Consider the following 16,944-nt stretch of genomic DNA (forward strand, 5'->3'; position numbering starts at 1 on the left):
ATGGTGAGTAGTGCGAATCCGTTGAACAAATGATAGACCGGATTGTGCGCAGCACAATCACTCTTATATAAGACAGAGTAGTGAAATTTTCCTCATTGTTTTCAATGGCTTGCCACCTTAATTTCGGTATGCGAAACGAAATTTCTTACGATGAGAACAGCTTCGCGTTATGCTTTGCTGCATTTCCCACATGGCAGGATGATCATTTCGCATCCTGAAAAATCGCGTCTTAATTCCTGTCAAGAAACATACTGGAGTGGATGCGTAAACGGCAAAGGGCGCGGCAGATGCCGCGCCCTTTGCATGACGACCGCCCGCGCTTATTTGGCGAGGTCGACCGTGTCCTCGCCGAACGCCAGCTCGCCGCCGCGCACCCGCACCGGGATCGTGTCCTTGGGCCCGAAGCGGCCCGACAGGATGGCCTTGGACAGCGGATTCTCGATCTGCTGCTGGATCGCGCGCTTGAGCGGCCGCGCGCCATACACCGGATCGTAGCCGGCTTCCGCGATCTTCTGCAGCGCCGCATCGTCGATGTCGAGCGTCATCTCCATCTTGGCCAGGCGCTGCTCCAGGTTGTGCAGCTGGATGCGGGCGATGGCGCCGATATTCTTTTCGTCGAGCGCATGGAACACCACGATCTCGTCGATTCGGTTGATGAACTCGGGACGGAAGTGCCCGCGCACCTCGGCCATCACAGCCATCTTGACCACCGCCGGCTCGTCGGTGTCCATCGACTGGATCCGGTGCGAGCCCAGGTTCGAGGTCATCACGATCACCGTGTTCTTGAAGTCCACGGTGCGGCCCTGGCCATCGGTCATGCGGCCATCGTCCAGCGCCTGCAGCAGGACGTTGAACACGTCCGGGTGCGCCTTCTCGATCTCGTCGAGCAGGATCACGCTATACGGTTTGCGACGCACGGCCTCGGTGAGATACCCGCCCTCCTCGTAGCCGACATAGCCCGGCGGCGCGCCGATCAGGCGGGCCACCGAGTGCTTTTCCATGAATTCGCTCATGTCGATGCGGATCAGCGCGTCCTGTGTATCGAACAGGAAGCCGGCCAGCGCTTTGCAGAGTTCGGTCTTGCCGACCCCGGTCGGCCCCAGGAACATGAAGGAACCGTAGGGGCGGTTCGGGTCCGACAGGCCCGCGCGCGAGCGCCGGATGGCATCCGACACCGCCTCGATCGCCTCGTCCTGGCCCACCACGCGCTTGTGCAGCTCGTCCTCGATGTGCAGCAGCTTGTCGCGCTCGCCCTGCATCATGCGCGACACGGGAATGCCGGTCGCGCGCGACACCACCTCGGCGATTTCCTCGGCCCCGACCTGCGTGCGCAGCAGCTTGGGCTTCACGCCATCGGCGTCGGCGCGCGCGGTCGCTTCCTCGGCCTGGCGAAGTTGGGCCTCGAGCTCCGGCAGGCGGCCGTACTGCAGCTCGGACGCCTGCTGCCAGTTGCTTTGGCGGCGCGCTTCTTCCATCTGGTAGCGGATGCGCTCGATCTCTTCCTTGATATGGGTGGTGCCCTGCACCGCCGCCTTCTCGGCCTTCAACACTTCTTCATAGTCGTTGTACTCGCGCTCCAGTCGACCGATTTCCTCGCCCAGCAGCTCGAGACGGCGCTGCGACGCCTCGTCGGTCTCGCGCCGCACGGCTTCGCGCTCGATCTTCAGCTGGATCATGCGCCGCTCGAGGCGGTCCATGACTTCGGGCTTGGAGTCGATCTCGATCTTGATCTTGGCCGCCGCCTCGTCGATCAGGTCGATCGCCTTGTCGGGCAGGAACCGGTCCGTGATATAGCGATGCGACAGCTCGGCCGCCGCGATGATGGCGGGGTCGGTGATGTCGACCTGGTGGTGCAGCTCGTATTTCTCCTGCAAGCCACGCAGGATGGCGATGGTCGCCTCCACGCTCGGCTCGTCGACGATGATCTTCTGGAAGCGGCGCTCGAGGGCGGCGTCCTTCTCGACGTATTTGCGGTACTCGTCGAGCGTGGTGGCGCCGACGCAGTGCAGCTCGCCGCGCGCCAGCGCGGGTTTCAGCATATTGCCGGCATCCATGGCGCCTTCGGCCTTGCCGGCGCCGACCATGGTATGAATCTCGTCGATGAAGACGATGGTCTGGCCTTCGTCCTGCGCCAGCTCTTTTAAAACGCTCTTGAGCCGCTCTTCGAACTCGCCGCGGAACTTGGCGCCTGCCAGCAGCGCCGCCATGTCGAGCGACAGCACGCGCTTGCCCTTGAGCGAATCGGGCACCTCGCCGTTGACGATGCGCTGGGCCAGGCCCTCGACGATGGCGGTCTTGCCCACGCCCGGCTCGCCGATCAGCACCGGATTGTTCTTGCTGCGCCGCTGCAGCACCTGGATCGCGCGCCGGATCTCGTCGTCGCGGCCGATCACGGGGTCGAGCTTGCCGGCCCGGGCGCGTTCGGTCAGGTCGAGCGTATACTTCTTGAGCGCTTCGCGTTGGCCTTCGGCCTCGGGCGAATCGACCGATTCTCCGCCGCGCACGGCGGAGATGGCCGCCTCCAGCGACTTGCGGGCCAGGCCGTTCTCACGCGCCAGGCGGCCGGCGTCGGATTTGTCCTCGGTCAGCGCCAGCAGGACCATTTCGGACGACAGGAACTGGTCGCCGCGCTTCTGTGCCTCGCGGTCGGACAGGTTGAGCAGCGCCATCAGGTCGCGCCCGACCTGGACGTTGCCGCCGGCGCCCGTGACCTTCGGCTGGCGCTCGAGCGCCAGCTTGAGGGCATTCGTCAGCCCGCCGACATTGACGCCGGCGCGCTGCAGCAGCGAGCGCGCGCTGCCGTCGTCCTGGTTGAGCAGGGCGAGCAAAAGATGGATGGTGTCGATGTACTGGTTATCGTTGCCGACCGCCAGGCTCTGGGCGTCCGCCAGGGCTTCCTGGAGCTTGGTCGTCAATTTATCTTGCCGCATGGTGTTGCTCCCTAGAGGTTGTTCTTAGCTTGAAGGCAAGATAGGGATGAGCGGCGGCTTTTCAAGATGCGCAACGCCCGTAGATGCCGGTCAGCTCATCGGCTGGCGCTGGGCGCGGCCTCCCTGCCCGGACAAACCCGTTCCTGCCCCTGAACTATCCCGTACAATCCCTTCACAACGATTTCTTCGTCATCAATGAACCTGTTCAGCATCCTCATCGCCGACCAGCCGCTTGCCGACCCGGCGGCGCTGCCCCCGGCGATCGCGCGCAATCTCGCGTCGCTGCGCGAACACCATCCCGGCCTGCCGCACCGCCTGTACGACCAGCCGGCGATCCGCGACTTCCTGCGCACGCACATGGAGGCCGACGTGGCCTGGGCCTACGAACAGCTGCTGCCGTATGCCTACCGCGCCGACCTGGCGCGCCTGTGCCTGCTGCACGAATTCGGTGGGCTGTACGCCGACCTCTCGGTGTTCTTCCATGCCGGGCTGCCGCTCGACGCGGGCAAGATGATCGTGTTCCGCGACCGCGCCGTGGTCGCGCCCTGGATCGTCAGCAATACCATCCTCGGTGCGCCGGCGCGGGCGCCGGCGCTGGAGGCGGCGATCCGGATGATCGTCGCCAACTGCCGCAGCCGCTACCGCGGCGCCTCGTCGCTGTGCCCGACCGGGCCGGTCCTGCTCGGCAAGGCGATCGCCCTGCACTGCGAGCCCGGCCAGATCCACCTGGGCGAAGTGAGCAACCTGGCGCAGCGCAGCGACACCGAGTCGCTGGCCTTCATCGATGCCACCGACGGCCGCCTGGTCGGCTACCGCGCCAAGCGCGCCGCCGGCCTGCAGGAACTGGGGCTGGAACGGGGCGTCAACGACTACAACGATTTCTATTACGCCCACCTGAGCTACGCGGCCGACTACCCGGTGCTGGTTGGCGCCGACTACCTGGCGCGCCATGGGCGCACCGCGGCAGCGCTCGAGGACGGCCAGCTGGCCTATCCGGGCGCGCCGGCCCGGGGCGGCGACACGCTCGACACCGTGGCGTTGTGCCACCTGCCGATCCCGTTCGCCGCAGGTCGCTACCGGGTGCTGCTCGAGCTGACCGACGCAGCCCCCGGCGCCGCGCTCACCCTGGTGGCGCTGGAGAACGGCTCCGGCCAGGCGCTGGCGCGCGCCGACCACTGGCTGGCCGGCGGCGCCGCGCAGCCGGCCCTGGCGCTCGACATCGCCAGCAGCCGCAAGGACATCGTGATCGGCGTATTGAGCGCGAGCGCCGCGCCGCTGCGCATCGCCAGCCTGCGCATCGAGCGTCCGCAGCAAGACAACGAATGGGCACCGGCATGAGCATCAAGTACATCTCCTATGGCGACACCACCGGCTATGGCCTGTCCGGCCTGGCCTACCTGCGCGGCCTGCTGAACCTGGGCCTGGACGTCCACTGGCAACCCGTGTTCTGGGGGCCGCAGGGCCTGCAGTTCTGGACGCCCGCGATGGCGCCGCAGCTGCTCGAATGCATGCGCGCGGCGACGGCCGATCCCGCGCTGCGCGACCTGCCCGCCATCCTGGCGCGCACCGCCGCGCCGCGCGACTGCGAGGTGGTGGTCACGCACCTGGTGCCCGAATACCTGGAAGCCTGCCTGGAGCCGGGCAAGCGTAACTATGCCTACTGCACCTGGGAGTCCGACCGCCTTCCCTCCCATTGGCCGGCCATCCTGAACCGCTTCGAGGCGGTGCTGGTGCCATCGACCTTCAATGCCGAGGTGTTCCGCGCCGGCGGCGTGACGGTGCCGGTGCATGTGGTGCCGCACATCCGGCGCCATGCCATCGACGAGGTCACCCCAGGACTGCGCGCCGACCTGCGCGCGCGGCTCGGCATCCCGCCCGGCCACCACGTGTTCTACACGATCGGCGCCTGGATGCTGCGCAAGGACTTGCCGCGCCTGATCGATGCCTTCTTCCAAGAATTCTCGGCCGACGAGCCGGCCGCCCTGTGCATCAAGACCTCGGCCCGGCCCGTGCATCACCCTTTGCCGCACGAGCAGGGCAAGACCTCGCTCGAACTGGTGCGCGAGGTGACGCAGGCCTTCGCTGCCCGCAGCGGACGCGCGCAGCTGCCGCCGGTGGGCGTGCTGGCCGGCGACGGCGTCGAGGGCGCCTGGATCGACGCCGTCCACGGCATCGGCGACACCTATGTGTCCCTGAGCCGCGCCGAAGGCTGGGGCATGGGCGCCTTCGAGGCCGCCGCGCTCGGGCGGCCGGTATTGATGACCGGCTGGAGCGGCCAACTGGACTACCTCGGGCGCGACCATCCGGGCCTGGTCGGCGGCCGCCTGGAAGCGATCGACTGGCCCGGCACGACCTATGCGCCGGACCAGCGCTGGGCGGTGGCCGACGTGGCGGACGCGCGCGCCAAGATGCGCTACCGCTTCGCACACCGCCATGCGCCCGATCCCCACGCGCGGCGCCTGAGCGAGACCATCGCCAACCGCTACGCCGAAGGCGCGGTCATGCGCGGCTTCGCGCGCGCGATCGGCATCCTGGAGGGCCAGCCGTGATTCCGCAAGTCTTCCACTTCATCTTCGGCCTGCGGGTGCAGGACGAGCCGTTCCACCTGGCGCACTACCTGTGCCTCGAATCCTGCCGCCGGCTCAACCCCGGCCATGCGATCTGGTTCCACCACGACCACGAACCGTGGGGGCCGCTGTGGGAGCGCATCAAGCCGCACCTGGTGCTGAAGAAGGTCCAGCGCGAAACGCTGCCGCAGGCCGCCTACCAGGCTTCGAGCGAAGGCCGCCTGATCGCCGCCGCCGGCTGGAGCTATGCCCACGAGGCCGACTTCATCCGCCTGCGCATCCTGGCCGAGCATGGCGGCGTCTACGCCGACATCGACACCCTGTTCGTGGCGTCGATGCCCGAGCACTTGTACGACAACGATTGCGTGCTGGGCGACGAAGGCGCCCTGCCCGACGCGGGCGGCATCCTGCGCCCGTCGCTGTGCAACGCCCTGATCGCGGCCCGGCCCGGCGCGCCCTTCGTCGCGCGCTGGCTGGAAGACTCGTACGACGCCTTCGACGGCAAGTGGACCAGCCACTCGTGCCAGCTGGCGACGCGCCTGTGGGAAGCGCATCCGGAACTGGTGCACGTGGTGCCGCGCCAGTATTTCTATCGCCATCCATGGACGCCGGAAGGCATGCGCAACCTGTTCGAGCGGGTCGATCCCGACCTGCGCGACGTGTTCAGCCTGCACCTGTGCAGCCACTTGTGGTGGGACGCCGCGCGCACCGACTTCACCACTTTCCACGCCGGCCTGCTGACCGAGGACTGGGTGCGCGCCGGCGGCTCGACCTATGCGCTGCTGGCGCGTCCCTACCTACCGTGATGCATCCATGAGCGAACGTCCGGATTTCACCGATTTCCTGCCAGCCCCCGGGCGCGGCGCCGGCTTCAAACTGGGCCAGGACGGCGCGCTGGTGCTGCAGGGCGTATTGCAGCACCTGGCCTGGCCCGGCGCCCAGCCGCTGGTCTCGTGCCTGATGGTCACGCGCGGGCGCCTGTTCCCGGCGCGCTTCGCGGTCGACTGCTTCCGCGCCCAGCGCTGGGCCGAGCGCGAACTGGTGCTGGTGTGCGACGCACCCGGCACCGAGATCGAGGCCTATTGCAGGCAGCTCGGCGATCCGCGCATCCGCCTGGTGTTCCCGGCCACGCCCGCGTCCAGCCTGGGCGAGCTGCGCAACCTGTCCCTCGCGTCCGCGCGCGGCGACTGGATCTGCCAGTGGGACGACGACGACCTGTACCACCCCGACCGCATCGCGCTGGGGATGCAGGGCCTGCAGGCATTGCAGGCCGACGCCATGTTCCTGCAGCGCTGGATGCTATGGACGCCGGGCGCGCGCCGGCTGGGCGTGTCCGGCGCGCGCGAATGGGAAGGATCGATGCTGGCGCGCCGCGCCAGCGTGCCGCCCTACCCGGCCCTGGCGCGCGGCGAGGACACCGCCGTGATGCACGCGATGCTGGGACGCGGGCGGGTGCTGCTGCTCGATGCGCCGTGGGCCTACACCTATGTGCAGACCGGGGCGAACACCTGGACGGCGCAGCATTTCGAGGCGATCTGGGCGGCGGCGAGTTTCGAGCAGCCGTCGGAGGGGTACGAGGCGGCGCTGGCGGCCCTGGGTAAGCATGGGCCGCATGCGGCGTATGCCGCCGCGCTGGCAGGAATGCGGCGGGAACCGTAGGGTGGACGGCTTTGCCGTCCACGCGTCCAGCCAGAGCGTAAGTGGATGTTTCAGCGTGATTTGAACGCGTGGACGGCGTAGCCGTCCACCCTACCGACTCACGGCGCCGGTAGTCGGCGGTAGATGGCCGGGTTCAGTTGCAGTCGGCCCTCCCCTTCGTTGCCACGAAAAAGATCGATCCGCACCGGAGCATTGACCGGCAAGGCGGCACCCTCCAGCGCCACGATGAAGGTCATCTCGGGATCGAACAGGCGATTGGTGCGCATCACCTTGAGCACCGTGACCGTCGCTCCCATGGGAACCGGCATCCGGAAATCGACTTCCGGACCATCCACCCCAGGTGGGGGAATCAGCGTGACGTGCTCGACTGGCGCTTGCGGATCCTGCCGGACTCCATAGGCATCCAGCGGCCCGACCACGACGTAGCGGGCGCCGAGCGCATTCCTGGAATGCGGTTCTGCGCTGGCATCGTGGTGACGTTCACGCATGTCGCAACCGAGCAGGAGATGCATTGCGCAGGATCGACAGGATTCGGAAAGAATTGGCCGTATTCGAGCAACGTCATGCTGGATGAGGCGAGAAATCGGCGCAATGAAACAGATACCGGGAAAACGAGGCGGCGCTTGCCGGGACGCCATAGCATGGGGCGATCATATCTACATTGTAGATACAACTTGCCTTCCTCAAACGTGAGTTATACAATGTATCTACATGAGGAGGCAATGCCATGGAACTGTCGATTCAAAAATGGGGCAATAGTGCCGCGCTGCGCTTGCCCAGCGCACTGTTAAGTCAGCTTGGCGTGGAGCTTGGAGACAAGCTGGAGGCCAATATGCGTCCCGAGGGGCTGGTATTGCGTCCTGCCCGCAAGACCTATTCGCTCGCGGAGCTGATGGCGCAGTGTGACCTTAGCGTGGCGCCGCCAGCGGACGTAACCGAGTGGGACATCGCCAAGCCGGTGGGCCACGAAGTATGGTGAAGCGCACGCTGTTCAACCGCGGCGATATCGTTCGCGTCAACCTCAACCCGGTCGTGGGCCGGGAACAGCAGGGCGATTTCCGTCCTGCCCTGGTATTGTCACCAGCCGCTTTCAATCTCATGGGCGTGGCTTTGGTGGCGCCCATTACCCAGGGTGGGGATTTCGCCCGCTATACGGGTTTCGCTGTTCCTTTGAGCGGTTCGGGAGCCGAGACGCAGGGCGTTGCACTCGTTAATATGGTCCGAACGATGGACCTGGCGGCCAGGGGCGCCAAAAAAATCGAGTCCGTGCCCGACTTCGTGGTCGAAGACGCACTCGCCCGATTACGCGCGATCCTCGACTGAGCGGCCGCCTGCGACCGATATCGGCCGCGCCTAACGGCTCGACTCGACCTTGGCCGCCACTTCCACCTCGACCCCGCGCGACCGCATGAACGCCACCCGAGTCGCGTGCATCGCATCCTTCGGATCGAGCGCCATGCACACGCTGGCCACGCCGGTGCAGCCATGCGGCTCCTTGCGCAGCTGTTCGAACACCAGCCGGTCCTCGCCGTCGCCGCCGGAGAACGCGGCGCACGACCACAGGTGCACGATATGCAGCAGCTGCAGCTTGTCGATCGCCAGCCCGCTCGGGCGCACGAAGCCGCCGAAGCGCTCGGCGTAGATGCCGCGGCCCACGCCGACGCTCTCGATCTCGTCCACGCACAGTTCCTGGCCGGTATTGCCGTCGGCGTAGACAGAATACGAGAACGCCCACTTCCTGCCTTCGATCGCGCCCAACACCTGCGCGCAATGGTCTTCCTTGAACCAGTCGTCGTCGTCCAGGTAGACCACCACCCGGCTGTCGGCCAGCAGGGTCAGCGCCGAGCGCAGCGAGCCGCCATAGAACGAGGCGTGCACCCCGCCGTGGCGCCGCGACGTGGAGTAACCGAGGTCGATCAGGCTGAGCGTCACGTGCGGCGGGCATGCCGGCACCAGCTCCGCCAGCAGCGCGTCCAGCTGCCCCTGCGGATCGCAGTCGACGCCGATCAGGATCTGGATGCGGCCGTCGATGCGCTGGCGATAGACCGACCGCACGGCGCGCGCCAGCGACAGGCGGCAGGTGGTGACGATCGCCACCGCGACGGCATGGCTCCCGGAGTTCATGGCCGCGCCACCGCGAAGGGATAGCCGCCCTTCTCCGCCAGGATGCGCTGGCGCAGCTGCTGCGCCGCCAGCGCGCCCGGGCGATGGTGGGTGGCGTCGCGCTGCGGCGCATGGGTCGACGCCAGCGCGACGTCGTCGTAGAAGTACGGCACCGTCGCCGTATAGCAGATGCTGCGCCGGTACAGCAGGTGGTCGGCGACCAGCTTGCCCCAGGCGTAGACCCCCGACAGGTCGAGCCCCACGCCGTCCGGGCTGTAGCGCGCCAGCAGCGCTTCCAGCGCGCCGCGCCGGGCGACCCAGGCGCCGGCCGAATAGCAGACCGGTTCCCACTCGTGCCACAGGATACCGTGGCGCAGGTAGAGTTCGCCCAGCTCGGCCACCACCGGCGCGTGGCTCACGTGCAGCTGCAGGATTTCCCAGTCGGGCGGGGCCGACGCCAGCAGCGCCGCGCCGTCGTAGCGGTGGTGGGCGCGCACGTCGTCTTCCATGATCACGGCCGCCCCGCTGCCATCCAGGTCGGCAGCGAGCGCGGCGCCGGCGGCGCGCAGGTGCGAGGCGAAGATGGACAGCTCGGGCAACGAGTTGGCGAACGGTTCGCGCACGCTGGCCGTCGGCAGCGTGTCGGGCGTGACCGCCTCCACGCGCGCGTGCGCGACGCCGGCGGCGTCGAACGCCTGCTGCGCCAGCAGGCGGCGCTGGGCGTCGGCGGCGCGGTTGATCCAGAAATGGGGCAGTCCTTCGAGCATGGCGTCCAGTCTAGCGTAAAACGACATGGGCCGGCAGTGCCGGCCCATGCAGGGATTGCAGCCTACGGCGACCGGATCAGAACACCCCGCGCAGGCCGGCGTTGCCGCCCACCGTGCGGTAGTCGCTGCGCGCTTCGCCGTTCACGCCGAAGTAGAGGTAGGCCCCCTTCTTCAGCTGCACGGTGCCGGTGACGCTACCCTCGACGAAGCCGCGGCCCACATCCGGCGCGCCGATGCCGAAGCGGGCGCCGGCCAGGGTGGCCGTCACTTCGGGACGCAGCAGCTCGCCGCCGTCGACGCCGGCGCCGACCTTGAAGCGCCAGGTCGAGGCCTGCAGCGGATCGACGTTGCGCGAAGCGCCGGCCAGGCCCGCCACCACGCGGGTGCCGGTGGCCGACCAGTCGTCCAGCGCCAGCGCCGCCGCCGAGGTCGAGGCTTCCAGCAGTGCGTCGCGCTCGACGCGCTGCAGCGTCACCCGGGCGAACGGCGCCAGGGTGGCGTCGCCCATCGGCTTCGGCAGGCTCGCGCCGAAGCCCAGCAGCGCGCTATTGCCGGCGCCGCGCGTGGCCAGGCCGGCGGACCCGCCCAGCGGATCGGCGCGCCGGCTTTCGGTCTTGTCGCGGCCATAGGCGCCCTGCAGGTCGAACACCACGCTGCCCGCGGCCGCCTCGCCATAGGCGAACACCTTGTTCTGGCGCAGCTTGCCGCTGCCGGCCTGCGCGTCGAGGTCGGTGCTGGCGTGGCTGGCGCCGAAGCCCAGGCGCATGCCAGGTCCCTGCAGCAGGTCGAAGCCCACCGTCACCTGCACGCGGTCGGCGTCAAAGCCCGATGCGACATCGCCGTCCTTCCACTTGGCGCGGCCGGCGCCGAGGTCGATCCACAGCGCGCGCCCGTCCTGGCTATCCGCGCGCTGCAGCAGCGTGCGCTGCAATTCCCAGCCGGCCTGCGGCAGGGCCGCCGCCAGCGCGCCGTGCACCTCGCCCGACAGGCCCTGCAGCACGCCGCCCAGTTGCTGCGCATTGCGCGAACCGGTCTCGTAGCTCAGCGTGGTCTGGGTCGCGCTGCCCTTGCCGGCCTGGTCGAGGTCGACGATGCGGTCGAGCGCGCCGCCCACGGCCTGCGCGTTGGCGCCCTCCTCTTGCGCCCAGGTGGCGTAGGAGGCCGGCAGCACCTTCAGCTCGATGCTGTCGTTGCCGCCGTAGTCGTAGAAGGCCGCCAGGCGGGTGTTCGGGGCCAGTCCCTGCGGCTGCGCCAGGGTGTCGAAGCGGCCGTCGATGCCGCCTTGCGCCGTCAGGATGCGGAAGTTCTGACCCAGCTCCGGCACGTACGCCGCCGAACCGTAGCCAGCCTGGCCAGGCGTGTACAGGTTCGCCAGCGCCGGCGCCAGGGTGGCGCCGGCCTCGATCGTGAAGCGCTTGCCGTTGACCACGTGCAGGAAGGAGTAGTGGCCGACCGCGCCGACCGGCGTGTTCGCGCTGGCCTGCACCGCGCCGCCGATGTCCTGCTTGTAGGTACTGCCGGCGGCCATCGTGATGTTCGCGTCGGCGCTCAGCATGCCCGGCGAATTACCCGGCGACAGGGTGCCGTGGACCACCACGTCGCCCTGCACGGTGCCGGCGCCGCCCAGGGTCGCGCCCTTGGCCACCGTGACCTTGCTGGCGAACACGCCGTTGGCCAGCAGCTTGCCTTCCAGGACACAGGTGGCGTCGATGCGCGCCGCGCCGAGCACGTTCAGGGTGCCGAGGCCGGTCTTGTTGAAGCAGCCGTCGCCGCTGCCGGTCGAGATCAGGCCGCCCGTCAGCGAGGTGGTGGTGCCGGCATCGACGTTGATGTCGGTCTGGCGGCCCATATTGATGTCCTGGCCGGTCAGGATGTCGACCGTGGCGTGGATGGTGCCCGAATTGAAGGTCATCACGCTGCCCCAGCCCAGGCCCCAGGAATTGGTCACCTTGACCAGGCCCGAGTTGATGGTCAGGCCGCCGGTCCAGCCGTCGCCCGGCCGGTTGGCGCCGAGCCGGCCGCCGGCATTGTCGCCGGCCAGCACCAGCGTGCCCGCGCCGTCCTTGACGATGCGGCCGGCGCCGCTGATATTGCCGTCCAGGGTGACGACGCTGTCGGCGCCGTCGGTGCTGATCTGGCCATTGTTCGCCGTGACCTCGATCGCGCGCGCCGAGTCGAGCGTGCCGGTGGTGTGCAGGCGGCCGCCGTCGAGCACCAGGCCGTTGCCGGCCGCACCCAGGTTGGTGTCACGCTCGATGCGCAGGGTGGCGCCGGAGCCGATCGTGGTGTCGCCGGTATAGGTATTGTCGGCGCCGAGCGCCAGGGTGCCGCCTTTCACCTGCAGGCCGCTACCGTTGGCCAGCACGCCGTCCAGGATCGCGGTGCCCGCTCCCTGCTTGACCAGCGTGCCGCTGCCGGCCACCGTGCCCGTCTCGTGCAGGGTGGTTGCGGCAGCCACGTCGAGCGTGCCGACGCCGGCCAGCAGCAGGCCACGGTCGTGGTCCAGGCTGGCGCCGGTCTGCCAGGTGGCGTCGCGCAGTTCCAGCGCGCTGCGTCCGCGGCCCAGGTTGGCGGCGGCATCCGTGCGCAGGGTGGCGTTCGACACCACGGTCTTGCCGGTATAGGTATTGTCGCCATTCAGCGCCAGCGTGCCGCCGTTCAGGTTCAGGCCGCCGCTGCCCGCGAAGGTGCCGTCGAAAGCGCCGCTGCCGTGGGCCAGGTCCAGCGTGTTCGCGCCCAGCAGGACAGTGCCGGCGCCGTGCAACTCCGCCACCCTCACCGCGCCGGCCGCGCCGGCGATGTCGAACACGCCGTACACGCCCAGCGCGCTGTTGGCGACGCCGCCCTTGCCTGCCAGGACCAGGCTGGCGCCCTTGGCAATGTCGGTGGCGCCCGTATACTCCTGGGCCGCGCTCAGGGTCAGCTTGCCGCCGGCAAGCTCGAGGCCGCCGGCGCCGCCGATGGTGCCGCCGAAGGTGTCGTCGGCCTCGGTCAGGCTCAGGGTCTGGCTGCCGAGGCGCACCGTGCCGGCGCCCTTCAGGCCCTTGAGCGCGACCTTGCCGCTGCTGGCGGCGATGTCGAAGCTGCCGTCGACCTCGAGCCGGCTGTTGGCGATGCTGCCCTTGCCCGTCAGGATCAGCGTAGCGCCGTCGGCGATGGTGGTGCCGCCACTGTAGGTGTTGACGCCGCTCAGCGTTTCGCTGCCGGCCTCCACGCTCAAGCCGCCGGCGCCGCCGATGACGCCCGCGAAATTGCCGGCCGCCTGAGTCAGGACCAGGCTATTGCTGCCAAGCTGCACGTCGCCGTTGCCGGACAGCGACTTGATGCGCGCGCTGTCGGCGCCGCTGGCGTCGAACACGCCGTCCACGTCCAGCGCGCTGGCGGCGATAGCGCCCTTGCCGGCCAGGACCAGGCTGGCGCCATCGGCGATCGTGGTGGCGCCCGTATACTCCTGGGCCGCGCTCAGGGTCAGCTTGCCGCCGGCGATGTCGAGACCGCCGGCGCCGCCGATGGTGCCGCCGAAGGTGTCGGCGGCCTCGGTCAGGCTCAGGGTCTGGCTGCCGAGGCGCACCGCGCCGTCACCGAGCAGGCTCTTGATCGCGGCCTTGCCGCTGCTGGCCGCGATGTCGAGCACGCCGTCGACTTCGACCCGGCTGTCGGCGATGCTGCCCTTGCCCGCCAGCGCCAGCGTGGCGCCCTCGGCGACCGTGGTGCGGCCGCGATAGGTGNCGCCGTCACCGAGCAGGCTCTTGATCGCGGCCTTGCCGCTGCTGGCCGCGATGTCGAGCACGCCGTCGACTTCGACCCGGCTGTCGGCGATGCTGCCCTTGCCCGCCAGCGCCAGCGTGGCGCCCTCGGCGACCGTGGTGCGGCCGCGATAGGTGTTGACGCCGCTCAGCGTCTCCTTGCCAGCCATCACGCTCAAGCCGCCGACGCCGCTGATGACGCCCGCGAAATCGCCGGTCGCCTGGGTCAGGACCAGGGTATTGCTGCCAAGCTTCACGGCGCCATTGCCGGACAGCGTCTTGATGCGGGCGCTGTCGGCGGCGCTGACGTCGAAGGTGCCGTCGGCGACCACCCCGCTCGAGCGCGCCAGGCTGGCGGTATCGAGCAGGGCCAGGGTGGCGCCGGCGCCGATGCTGGTGCGCCCGGTGTAGCGGATGTCGCCCGCCAGCACCGCCTTGCCGCCGGCGACCGTGAGGCCGCCCGCACCGTCGATGCTGCCGCCGAAGGTGTCGCCGGCATTGGACAGGATCAGGGTTTTCGCGCCCAGCACGACAGAGCCGGCGCCAGCCAGGCTCTTGATGGTGGCGGCGGCGTTGCTGGCCGAGATGTCGAGCGTGCCGTTGCCGGTCACGCGGCTGTTGGCGATGCTGCCCTGGCCCGCCAGCACCAGGGTCGCGCCGCTGGCGACGCGGGTGTCGCCGCTATAGGTATTGCGGCCGCTCAGCACCTGACGGCCGGCGTCCAGTTCGAGGTCGCCCGTGCCGCGGATGCTGCCCGCAAAATTGCCGCTGGCATTGGTCAGGGTCAGGGACTTGCCGCCCAGGTTGACGGCGCCGGCGCCGGACAGCGTCTTGATCTGCGCGCCCTTGTCCATGGCGGCGATGTCGAGCGTGCCGTTGACCAGCACGCCGCTGGAGACCGCCAGGCCGCCGCTGCCGGCGCCCGCCAGGCCCAGCGTGGCTCCTTGGGCGATCTCGGTCGCGCCCAGGAAGCGGATCGTGTGGGAATTGAGCACCTGGGTGCCGCCGGCAATGATCAAGCCGCCCGAGCCGGCGATCCGGCCCGTGAAGGTGTCGTCGGCGCCGGTCAAGGTCAGGGTCTGTTCGCCGAGCGTGATCCAGCCGGAGCCGGACAGGCCCTTGGCGGCGGCGCCGCCGTCGGTGGCCGACATGTCGAGCCGGCTGCCATTGGAGAATACGAGCGTGCTGTTGGCAAGGCTGCCTTCGCCCTCGAGCGTCAGGCGCGCGCCCTGCGCCACCACGGTATCCCCGCTATGGGTATTGGCCCCGCTGAGCACTTCATGGCCGCCGGCGATGACCAGGCCGCCCGAACCCTGGATACTGCCCGCGAAATTGCCGCTGGCATTGGTTAGGGTCAGTGTCTTGCCGCCCAGTAGCACGGCGCCCGAGCCGGACAGGGTCGAAATTTCCGCGCCATTCGTCGCGCGCGCGATATCGAAGCGGCCATCGGCCACCACGCCGCTCGAGAGCGCGATGCTGCCCGAACCGGCCAGTGCCAGGCCGGCGCCTTCCTCGATCAGGGTCGCGCCGGTGTACTGGTTGACGCCGCCCAGGGTTTGCGTGCCGCCGGCGGCCGTCAGGCCGGACGAGCTCCACAGCGTGCCGTCGAAGCGGCTCTTGCCATCGGTCAGGGTCAGCGCCTTGTCGCCCAGCAGTACGGCCCCGGAACCGGACAGCGATTGCAGCGTCGCGTCCGCGTCGAGCCCGGCCAGGTCGAGCGTCCCGCCTACCGCGACCTCGCTCGAGGCCGCGATGCTGGCCTGGCCGGTGAGGGTCAGGCCGGCCCACTGGGCCACGTCGGTCTTGCCGGTGTAGTGCTGCTGCGCGGTCAGGGTCGCGTAGCCGCCGTCGATCGCCAGCCCGCCCGAACCGTGGATGCTGCCGTCGAAGGCGCCCTGGGCATCGGTCAGCGTCAAGGTCTTGCCGCCCAGTTGCACCGTGCCGGCGCCGCTGATGTTGCGCACCGCGGCGCCGTGATTGGTGGCCGCGATGTCGAACACGCCGTGGTTTTCCACGCCGCTCGACAGGGCGATGCTGCCGCTGCCGCTCAGGGCCAGCGTGCCGTCCGCGCCAATGCTGGTGGCGCCGGTGTAATAGGTGGCGCCGCCCAGCACATGGGTGCCGTGGTCGACCGTCAGTCCGCCCTGGCCGAAGATCGTGCCCTGGAAGTCGCTGCCATGGCCGGTCAGCGCGAGCGGGCCTTCGCCCAGCATCACGGCGCCGGAACCGGACAGCGCGCGCAGCTCCGTCGCGCCGGCCTGCGCATGCAGGTCGAGGTTGCCGTTGGCGTTCACGACGCTGGATTCGGCGATGCTGCCCAGGCCGGACAAGGCCAGGGTCGCGCCGCGCCCGACCGTGGTGGCGCCGGTGTACCCGTTGGCGCCGCTCAGCACTTCGCGGCCGCCGGTGACGCTCAGGCCGCCCGCGCCGTCGATCGATCCGGCGTATTCGCCCTGGGCGGCGCTCAGCACCAGGGTGCGGCCGCCCAGCAGCACGCTGCCCGAGCCGTCGCCGGCCAGCGAGCGGATCGATGCGCCGGCGTTGGTGGCCGAGATATCGAACTGGCCGTTATTGAGCACACCGCTCGACAGGGCGATGCTGCCCGAGCCGGACAGCGACAGCTTGCTGTCCAGGCGGATCTCGGTAACGCCGAAGTAGTTGTTGACGCCGCCCAGGATCTCGCTGCCGCCGGCCAGCACCAGGCCGCCGCTGCCATGGATGCTGCCCGCGAACAGGTCGTTGGCATCGGTCAGTGTCACGGTACGCTCGCCCAGATACACGCCGCCCGAACCCGACAGGCTTTCCAGGCTGGTGCCGTCATCGGTCGCGCTGATATTCAGCCAGCCGTCGTTGCGCAGGCGCCAGCCGGCGGCTGCGGCATTGCTGCCGTCGCTGTCGCTCAGATTGCGGTTCTCCCAGGGCTGGATCTCGGTGACCATGGGCTGCGCCAGTGCCGCCATCGAGGACAGCGACAGCGCGGCGGCCGCCAGCACGGTCAGCGCGCAGGGGAAGGCACTGCCGGCATCGAGGCGGGTGGCGCGGGCGCCGGCATCGGTTCCCGTTTCCTTCCCGTTGGTGCTGCCGACTTCGGCGACAGCCATCAGCATGCGGCGTTTCTTGTTCCAGACGAGGCGGTAGATATGGTTCATGGGCGGTATCGGTCGGTGGCGAA

General features: G+C 69.0%; 11 protein-coding genes. 6 read left to right on the plus strand and 5 right to left on the minus strand.

All coding sequences use genetic code 11. The features are described 5' to 3' along the window. Positions 1-320 precede the first annotated feature (320 nt). Positions 321-2,930: an ATP-dependent chaperone ClpB gene (gene clpB, locus Q9246_RS25595; RefSeq protein WP_306394185.1), complete on the minus strand. Its 2,610-nt coding sequence runs from the start codon at positions 2,928-2,930 to the stop codon at positions 321-323. A 195-nt stretch (positions 2,931-3,125) separates the two neighbouring features. Between clpB and Q9246_RS25600 the strand changes: the two genes are divergently transcribed. From Q9246_RS25600 to Q9246_RS25615, 4 genes are read left to right on the plus strand one after another with little or no spacing between them, the layout of a single operon-like run. Beyond that, positions 3,126-4,268, plus strand: coding sequence for a glycosyltransferase family 32 protein (locus Q9246_RS25600; protein WP_306394187.1), 1,143 nt, complete (start codon positions 3,126-3,128; stop codon positions 4,266-4,268). Continuing rightward, complete coding sequence (locus Q9246_RS25605) at positions 4,265-5,479, plus strand: glycosyltransferase family protein (RefSeq protein ID WP_306394188.1); 1,215 nt, start codon at positions 4,265-4,267, stop codon at positions 5,477-5,479. Before Q9246_RS25600 ends, Q9246_RS25605 begins: the two co-directional genes overlap by 4 nt. After that, a complete protein-coding gene (locus tag Q9246_RS25610; protein WP_306394189.1) occupies positions 5,476-6,303 on the plus strand; it encodes a glycosyltransferase family 32 protein in 828 nt (275 codons plus the stop codon). The genes Q9246_RS25605 and Q9246_RS25610 overlap by 4 nt, the downstream gene beginning before the upstream one ends. Positions 6,304-6,310: 7 nt before the next feature. Next, positions 6,311-7,156 carry a glycosyltransferase family 2 protein gene (locus tag Q9246_RS25615; RefSeq protein WP_306394190.1) on the plus strand — a complete coding sequence of 282 codons (846 nt, stop codon included), beginning with the start codon at positions 6,311-6,313 and terminating at the stop codon, positions 7,154-7,156. A 98-nt stretch (positions 7,157-7,254) separates the two neighbouring features. Here the strand turns inward: Q9246_RS25615 and Q9246_RS25620 are convergent, their stop codons facing one another. Next, positions 7,255-7,668 carry a hypothetical protein gene (locus Q9246_RS25620; protein WP_306394192.1) on the minus strand — a complete coding sequence of 138 codons (414 nt, stop codon included), beginning with the start codon at positions 7,666-7,668 and terminating at the stop codon, positions 7,255-7,257. A gap of 215 nt (positions 7,669-7,883) precedes the next feature. Between Q9246_RS25620 and Q9246_RS25625 the strand changes: the two genes are divergently transcribed. Further along, positions 7,884-8,135, plus strand: coding sequence for an AbrB/MazE/SpoVT family DNA-binding domain-containing protein (locus Q9246_RS25625; protein ID WP_306394193.1), 252 nt, complete (start codon positions 7,884-7,886; stop codon positions 8,133-8,135). Beyond that, a complete protein-coding gene (locus Q9246_RS25630; protein ID WP_306394194.1) occupies positions 8,129-8,479 on the plus strand; it encodes a type II toxin-antitoxin system ChpB family toxin in 351 nt (116 codons plus the stop codon). The genes Q9246_RS25625 and Q9246_RS25630 overlap by 7 nt, the downstream gene beginning before the upstream one ends. 30 nt (positions 8,480-8,509) lie before the next feature. Here the strand turns inward: Q9246_RS25630 and Q9246_RS25635 are convergent, their stop codons facing one another. The 3 genes from Q9246_RS25635 to Q9246_RS25645 all read right to left on the minus strand — a co-directional run bounded on the left by Q9246_RS25635 (position 8,510) and on the right by Q9246_RS25645 (position 16,921). Beyond that, positions 8,510-9,280, minus strand: coding sequence for a glycosyltransferase family protein (locus Q9246_RS25635; RefSeq protein WP_306394195.1), 771 nt, complete (start codon positions 9,278-9,280; stop codon positions 8,510-8,512). Then, entirely contained in the window at positions 9,277-10,026 is a 750-nt protein-coding gene (locus Q9246_RS25640) for a glycosyltransferase family 25 protein (protein ID WP_306394197.1), read from the minus strand. Before Q9246_RS25640 ends, Q9246_RS25635 begins: the two co-directional genes overlap by 4 nt. Before the next feature lie 76 nt (positions 10,027-10,102). Next, the gene (locus tag Q9246_RS25645; RefSeq protein ID WP_306394198.1) at positions 10,103-16,921 is read right to left on the minus strand and encodes an autotransporter-associated beta strand repeat-containing protein; all 6,819 of its coding nucleotides are present in this window, start codon (positions 16,919-16,921) and stop codon (positions 10,103-10,105) included. Between the last annotated feature and the right edge of the window lie 23 nt (positions 16,922-16,944).

The sequence above is a fragment of the Telluria beijingensis genome, assembly GCF_030770395.1.
Lineage (GTDB): Bacteria > Pseudomonadota > Gammaproteobacteria > Burkholderiales > Burkholderiaceae_D > Telluria > Telluria beijingensis.

Excerpts from the sequence above, each read along its gene's own strand:
- clpB (WP_306394185.1), bottom strand. The coding sequence starts at position 2,930 with ATGCGGCAAGATAAATTGACGACCAAGCTCCAGGAAGCCCTGGCGGAC.
- Q9246_RS25600 (WP_306394187.1), top strand. The coding sequence starts at position 3,126 with ATGAACCTGTTCAGCATCCTCATCGCCGACCAGCCGCTTGCCGACCCG.
- Q9246_RS25605 (WP_306394188.1), top strand. The coding sequence starts at position 4,265 with ATGAGCATCAAGTACATCTCCTATGGCGACACCACCGGCTATGGCCTG.
- Q9246_RS25615 (WP_306394190.1), top strand. The coding sequence starts at position 6,311 with ATGAGCGAACGTCCGGATTTCACCGATTTCCTGCCAGCCCCCGGGCGC.
- Q9246_RS25620 (WP_306394192.1), bottom strand. The coding sequence starts at position 7,668 with ATGCATCTCCTGCTCGGTTGCGACATGCGTGAACGTCACCACGATGCC.
- Q9246_RS25625 (WP_306394193.1), top strand. The coding sequence starts at position 7,884 with ATGGAACTGTCGATTCAAAAATGGGGCAATAGTGCCGCGCTGCGCTTG.
- Q9246_RS25630 (WP_306394194.1), top strand. The coding sequence starts at position 8,129 with ATGGTGAAGCGCACGCTGTTCAACCGCGGCGATATCGTTCGCGTCAAC.
- Q9246_RS25635 (WP_306394195.1), bottom strand. The coding sequence starts at position 9,280 with ATGAACTCCGGGAGCCATGCCGTCGCGGTGGCGATCGTCACCACCTGC.
- Q9246_RS25640 (WP_306394197.1), bottom strand. The coding sequence starts at position 10,026 with ATGCTCGAAGGACTGCCCCATTTCTGGATCAACCGCGCCGCCGACGCC.